Origin of the sequence: Streptomyces sp. NPDC058221 (assembly GCF_042882365.1) — a bacterium.
Lineage (GTDB): Bacteria > Actinomycetota > Actinomycetes > Streptomycetales > Streptomycetaceae > Streptomyces.
Window position 1 is genome coordinate 79,556 of sequence record NZ_JBHVWF010000016.1, and the last position, 6,212, is coordinate 85,767.

General features: G+C 72.3%; 4 protein-coding genes. 2 read left to right on the forward strand and 2 right to left on the reverse strand.

The annotated features are described in order from the left end of the window. Positions 1-13: 13 nt before the first annotated feature. Positions 14-202: a hypothetical protein gene (locus tag ACFVW8_RS08305; RefSeq protein ID WP_389687368.1), complete on the reverse strand. Its 189-nt coding sequence runs from the start codon at positions 200-202 to the stop codon at positions 14-16. Between the two features lie 381 nt (positions 203-583). Here ACFVW8_RS08305 and ACFVW8_RS08310 point away from each other — a divergent pair, with 381 nt between their 5' ends. Then, positions 584-2,686 carry a HelD family protein gene (locus ACFVW8_RS08310; RefSeq protein ID WP_389687370.1) on the forward strand — a complete coding sequence of 701 codons (2,103 nt, stop codon included), beginning with the start codon at positions 584-586 and terminating at the stop codon, positions 2,684-2,686. Positions 2,687-2,839: 153 nt separating this feature from the next. Here the strand turns inward: ACFVW8_RS08310 and ACFVW8_RS08315 are convergent, their stop codons facing one another. Further along, positions 2,840-3,529 carry a copper homeostasis protein CutC gene (locus tag ACFVW8_RS08315; protein WP_389687372.1) on the reverse strand — a complete coding sequence of 230 codons (690 nt, stop codon included), beginning with the start codon at positions 3,527-3,529 and terminating at the stop codon, positions 2,840-2,842. 252 nt (positions 3,530-3,781) lie between these two features. Between ACFVW8_RS08315 and ACFVW8_RS08320 the strand changes: the two genes are divergently transcribed. Then, entirely contained in the window at positions 3,782-6,133 is a 2,352-nt protein-coding gene (locus tag ACFVW8_RS08320) for a heavy metal translocating P-type ATPase (RefSeq protein ID WP_389687374.1), read from the forward strand. The last annotated feature ends 79 nt before the right edge of the window (positions 6,134-6,212 follow it).

The window sequence follows — 6,212 nt, forward strand, 5'->3', positions numbered from 1 at the left end:
GGGGGACGGGCGGTCAGCGCGTGCGCCGGACGCCCGCCTCCTCCGCGTACTCGCCGAGGACGACGACGCCGAACGCGGCCCGTACGAAGATCTTCGCGGCGCGCAGGGCGTCACCGGCACGGTGACTGTGAGGGTGACCGGTGGCCGCGGTCGCGCCGTGCGCGGGGCCGGTCTTTCGCGGGTTCAGGGTGACGGTGCTCATGTATTCCATGGTGCTCCGCCCGGCCCGTGAGGGCGTCGCCCGGCAGGCGGAAGACGGCGGAGCCGCGCCTACCCCTGTGGTCGCATGCCATCCCCTACGGGGTGGACCCGGTCGTACGCCGATATTCGGTCGCGCCCGGCCCTGACCGTCGATACAATCGCCGGTCTGCCCGCCTCCCGCACCGTGGTACCGGCCGTCCCTCAAGGACGTGCGCCGGCAGCCGGGGGAGCGCCGCCGACCGGACGGAAACCGGCCGACAGCCCGTACGCACGCCCTCGTGCGTACCAGTGATCGATCCCCGAGCGGACCGCATCGCCCCCGGTGGACCGCCGGGAGCGGGGTGCGGTCCGCCGTCCTGCGTTGAATGCCGGAGGCAACACCGTGCCCGCGCACGAACACGAGAGCGACACCACCACCGACCCCCTGGCTCATGAACGCGCCCATCTCGCTGCCTCGCGCGCCGCGCTGCGTGCCATGCGCGAGGATGCCCAGGCCCTGAACATCCGCGATGTCACGGCGAACTGGGTGAACGCCGCGGTACTGCAGGCCCAGATCGCCGACCGCATCAAATCGCTCGCCGACCTCGCCCACACCCCGCTCTTCTTCGGGCGGCTCGACTACCTCCATGTGGTCGGTGCGGCACAGGCCGAGGGCGCGGAGGGCGAGCAGTTCTACATCGGACGCCGCCATGTCCACGACGCCGACGGCGATCCGATGGTGATCGACTGGCGGGCGCCGGTCTCCCAGCCGTTCTACCGGGCGTCCCGCAACGAGCCGCTCGACGTCGGCCAGCGGCGCCGCTTCGGCTACACCGGCGGTGAGCTCACCGCCTACGAGGACGAGCACCTCACCGATCCGACCGAGACCGCGCAGACCAGCAAGCTGCTGCAGGCGGAGATCGAGCGGCCGCGCGTCGGTCCGATGCGCGACATCGTCGCGACGATCCAGCCCGAGCAGGACGAGATCGTCCGCAGCGAGCTGGGCGGATCGGTGTGTGTGCAGGGCGGGCCCGGCACCGGGAAGACCGCCGTCGGCCTGCACCGGGTCGCGTATCTGCTGTACGCGCACCGGGAGCGGCTGGCCCGCACCGGGACGCTGGTCATCGGCCCGAACCGGTCCTTCCTGCACTACATCGAGCAGGTGCTGCCGGCCCTGGGCGAGCTGGAGGTGAAGCAGGCGACCGTCGACGACCTGGTGACGGCCCAGGTCGAGGTCCGGGGCACGGACGAGGCGCGGGCCGCCGTGGTGAAGGGCGATGCCCGGATGGCCCAGGTGCTGCGGCGTGCGATCCGCTCGCATGTGACGCTGCCGACGGAGCCGGTGATGGTCGTGCGCGGCTCACGGCGCTGGCGGGTCCCGGCGTACGAGATCGAGGAGATGGTCAACGAGCTGCTGGCCCGCGACATGCGGTACGGGGCCGCGCACGAGGCCCTTCCGCAGCGCATCGCGCACGCCGTGCTGGTGCGGATGGAGGAGGCGGGCGAGGCGCCCGACGACCGGGTGCAGAACGCGGTGGCGCGCACCCCCGCGGTGAAGGCGGCGGTGAAGGCGATCTGGCCCGCGGTCGATCCGTCGAAGCTGGTGCTGCGGCTGCTGTCGGACCCGGAGTTCCTGGCCGCGCAGGCGGACGGGCTGCTGACCGAGGACGAGCAGAAGACGATCCTGTGGACCAAACCGGCCCGCAGCGTGAAGTCCGCGAAGTGGTCGGCGGCGGACGCGGTGCTGATCGACGAGGCGAACGACCTGGTGGCGCGCACGCATTCGCTCGGTCATGTGGTGATCGACGAGGCGCAGGACCTCTCCCCCATGCAGTACCGGGCGGTGGGCCGCCGCTGCTCGACCGGTTCGGCGACCGTCCTCGGGGACCTGGCGCAGGGCACGACACCGTGGTCGACGCAGAGCTGGGCGCAGGCGCTGCACCATCTCGGAAAGTCGGACGCGGTGGTGGAGGAGCTGACGGCCGGCTTCCGTGTGCCGCGCGAGGTGATCGCGTACGCGTCACGGCTGCTGCCGGTGATCTCGCCGGGCCTGGCGCCGGTCGAGTCGGTGCGTGAGTCGCCCGGTTCGCTGTCGGTACGGGAGATGGCGGACGCGCACGCGCTGGACGCGGCGGTGGTGGCGGCCTGCGAGGAATCGCTGGAGCAGGAGGGTTCGACGGGCCTGATCGCCGCGGACGCCCGCATCCCGGCTCTGGAGGCCGCCCTGACAGCGGCGGGCCACCCGTACCTGTCACCCGGCCAGGAGACGACGGCCGAGTCCCGGCTGACCCTGGTCCCGGCGTCCCTGGCGAAGGGCCTGGAGTACGACTACGTGGTGCTGGACGAACCGGCGGCGGTGGTCGACGGCGAGCCGGACGAACGAACGGGCCTGCGCCGCCTGTACGTGGCCCTGACCCGAGCGGTCTCGGGCCTGATCGTGGTCCACGCGACCCCCCTGCCGGAGCGGCTGAGCAATGGTTCAAGCCCCTCCGGACGACCCGCTTAAGCCTCTCCGGGCGACCTGCTCAAGCCCCTCCGGGCGCCCCGTCCAGGCCCTCCCGGGCGAGCCATTCAAGCCCCTCCGGCGATTGAGGAGCGGGGGCCCGGGGGCGGAGCCCCCGATCCACGGACCGGGCCCCGCCCCCGAACCGGCCACCGCCTACCCGTCCAGCAGCCCCCGCCACTCCCGTACCGCCGCCGCGTCCACCGGCCCGGACCAGCCGCCCGGCCGCGCCGCCCCGCCGATGTGGACGGCGTCGATACCCGCGTCCAGCAGCTCCGGCAGATGGTCGAGCCGCAGCCCGCCCCCGACGAGGATCTGCGGCTCGTACCCCGGCTCCCCCTTGCGCGCCGCCTCGACCAGCAGCGTGGGGATGCCGTCGTCCACCCCGGCGGGTGATCCCGCGGTGAGGTACGTGTCGAGGCCCGGCAGGTCCGCGAGCGCCTTGCGCAGGGCGTCCCGGTCGGCTGCGCGGTCGATCGCGCGGTGGAACGTCCACCGGCAGCCGTCCAGCTCGGCGACGATCCGCTCGACCGCGACCAGGTCGGGGTGGCCGTCCGCGTCCAGGAAGCCGAACACGAACTCGTCCGCGCCCTCCGCCCGCAGCTCGCGCGCCTTGCGCACGAGTACCTCGATGTCACCGGCCGCGAAACCGTTCGCCACTCTGAGCATCACCCGCAGGGGGATGTCCACCGCGGCACGGATCGCCGCGAAGGTCGCACAGGACGGGGTGAGGCCGTCCGCCGCCATGTCGGTGACCAGCTCAAGCCGGTCCGCACCACCCGCCTGGGCAGCGACCGCGTCCTCCGCGTCGAGAGCGATCACCTCCAGGACTGCACGGTTGCTCATGGGAACCCAATCCTCCAGAAAGCAGCTATAGGTCTAGTCCAATGGCCAGCCTACGGGCCGAGCGGCCCAGGGCGCAGCCTCACCGCGCACGTGAAGATACGCCAGGTCAGACGACCGCCCCGCAATCGAACGCCCAGGGTTCGCGCACCCATGGCCGATCACCCTTGCTTCTCCATGGGGGCAGGGGGTATACCTGAATCAGAACGAGATACCCCCGAGGGGTATAAATGATCCCCTCCCGAGGAGGCCCCCGTGTCCGCGCACACCGCAGCCACCACCGGCGCCGCAGAGGTCGAGCTCGCCATCGGCGGCATGACCTGCGCCTCGTGCGCGGCCCGTATCGAGAAGAAGCTCAACCGGATGGACGGGGTCGAGGCCACCGTCAACTACGCCACCGAGAAGGCCAAGGTCAGCTACCGGGGCGACGACGTCTCCGTGAAGGACCTCATCGCCACCGTCGAGAAGACCGGCTACACCGCGCAGGAGCCCGCTCCCCCGGTGCGTACCGAGGACGCGTCCGCCGGGGCGGCGGAGGAGGACGAGCTCCGCCCGCTGCGGCAGCGGCTGGTGACCGCCGTCCTGCTCGCGGTGCCGGTGATCGCGATGGCGATGATCCCGGCGCTCCAGTTCGACAACTGGCAGTGGCTCTCGCTGACCCTCGCCGCACCCGTCGTCACCTATGCCGCCTGGCCTTTCCACCGTGCCGCGTGGACCAACGCCCGGCACGGCGCGGCCACCATGGACACGTTGATCTCGCTCGGCACATCGGCCGCGTTCCTGTGGTCGGTGTGGGCGTTGTTCTTCGGCACCGCCGGCATGACCGGCATGACGCACCCCTTCGAGCTGACCATCGGCCACAGCGACGGCGCCGGGAACATCTATCTCGAAGCCGCCGCCGGAGTCACCGCGTTCATCCTGGCCGGGCGCTACTTCGAGGCCCGCTCCAAGCGGAAGGCGGGCGCCGCGCTGAAGGCCCTGCTCGAACTGGGCGCCAAGGAGGTCACCGTGGTGCGCGACGGCCGCGAGGTCACCGTGGACACGGCGGACCTCCGGGTCGGGGACCACTTCCTGGTCCGGCCGGGCGAGAAGCTCGCCACCGACGGCACCGTCGTCGAGGGCAACTCGGCGGTGGACGCGTCCATGCTCACCGGTGAGTCGGTGCCCGTCGAGGTCGGCGCCGGCGATCCGGTGACCGGTGCCACGCTCAACGCGGGCGGCCGGCTCGTCGTCGAGGCGACCAGGATCGGATCCGACACCCAGTTGGCCCGGATGGCGAAGCTGGTCGAGGACGCGCAGAACGGCAAGGCGGCGGCCCAGCGCCTCGCCGACCGGATCTCGGCGGTGTTCGTCCCCGTCGTGATCCTGCTCGCGCTCGGCACGCTCGGCTTCTGGCTCGCCAACGGCTCGGGGCTGACGGCCGCCTTCACCGCGGCCGTCGCCGTACTGATCATCGCCTGCCCCTGCGCCCTCGGCCTCGCCACACCCACCGCCCTCATGGTCGGCACCGGACGCGGCGCCCAGCTCGGCATCCTCATCAAGGGACCCGAAGTCCTGGAGACCACCCGGCGCATCGACACGATCGTGCTCGACAAGACCGGCACCGTCACCACCGGCAGGATGACCCTCCAGGCCGTCCACACCACCCCCGGCACCACCGAGGCCGACGCGCTGCGCCTCGCCGGCGCCCTGGAACACGCCTCCGAGCACCCCATCGCCCAGGCCGTGGCCACCGGAGCCGCCGAACACACCACCGAACCCCTCCCCACCCCGGAGGACTTCGCCAACATCCCCGGGCTCGGCGTCCAGGGCGTCGTCGAGGGCCACGCCGTGCTCGTCGGCCGCGAGCAGCTGCTCGCGCAGTGGGAGATCCGCCTCCCGGCGGAGCTGGCGCGCCGCAAGGCCGAGGCGGAGGCGGCGGGCCGCACGGCGATCGCGGTCGCCTGGGACGGCGGGGCGCGGGCGGTCCTGGAGGTGGCCGACGCGGTCAAGGACACCAGCGCCGAGGCCGTCGAGCGGCTCCGCGCACTCGGTCTGGAGCCCATCCTGCTGACCGGCGACAACCGGGCTGTGGCGGATTCCGTGGCCCGCACGGTCGGGATCGAGACGGTGTACGCGGAGGTCATGCCGGAGGACAAGGTCGACGTCGTCAAGCGCCTGCAGGCGCAGGGGCATCTCGTCGCGATGGTCGGTGACGGCGTGAACGACGCGGCCGCACTCGCCCAGGCCGACCTGGGTCTCGCGATGGGCACGGGCACGGACGCGGCGATCGAGGCGGGAGACCTGACCCTGGTCCGGGGCGACCTGCGGGCCGCCGCCGACGCGATCCGGCTGTCGCGCAGGACGCTGGGCACCATCCGTACGAACCTGTTCTGGGCCTTCGCCTACAACGTGGCCGCCCTGCCGCTGGCCGCGATGGGTCTGCTGAACCCGATGATCGCGGGTGCGGCGATGGCGTTCTCCTCGGTGTTCGTGGTCGGCAACTCGCTGCGGCTGCGGGGCTTTCGCGCCGGGGCGGGGCCCTTGGGCGGGCGGCGGTGGGGTTTCCTTGGCCTTACCCTTGTCCGGGGCGTGGGGGTTCCGTCCTCAAGCGCCGGACGGGCTTGATTTGGTTGTCCGCGGGGTGCGCGTGTCTGTCCGGTGGGTGGGGGTCCGGGGTCCCTCCGGGGCGTCTCCTCAAACGACG

Excerpts from the sequence above, each read along its gene's own strand:
- ACFVW8_RS08305 (WP_389687368.1), bottom strand. The coding sequence starts at position 202 with ATGAGCACCGTCACCCTGAACCCGCGAAAGACCGGCCCCGCGCACGGC.
- ACFVW8_RS08315 (WP_389687372.1), bottom strand. The coding sequence starts at position 3,529 with ATGAGCAACCGTGCAGTCCTGGAGGTGATCGCTCTCGACGCGGAGGAC.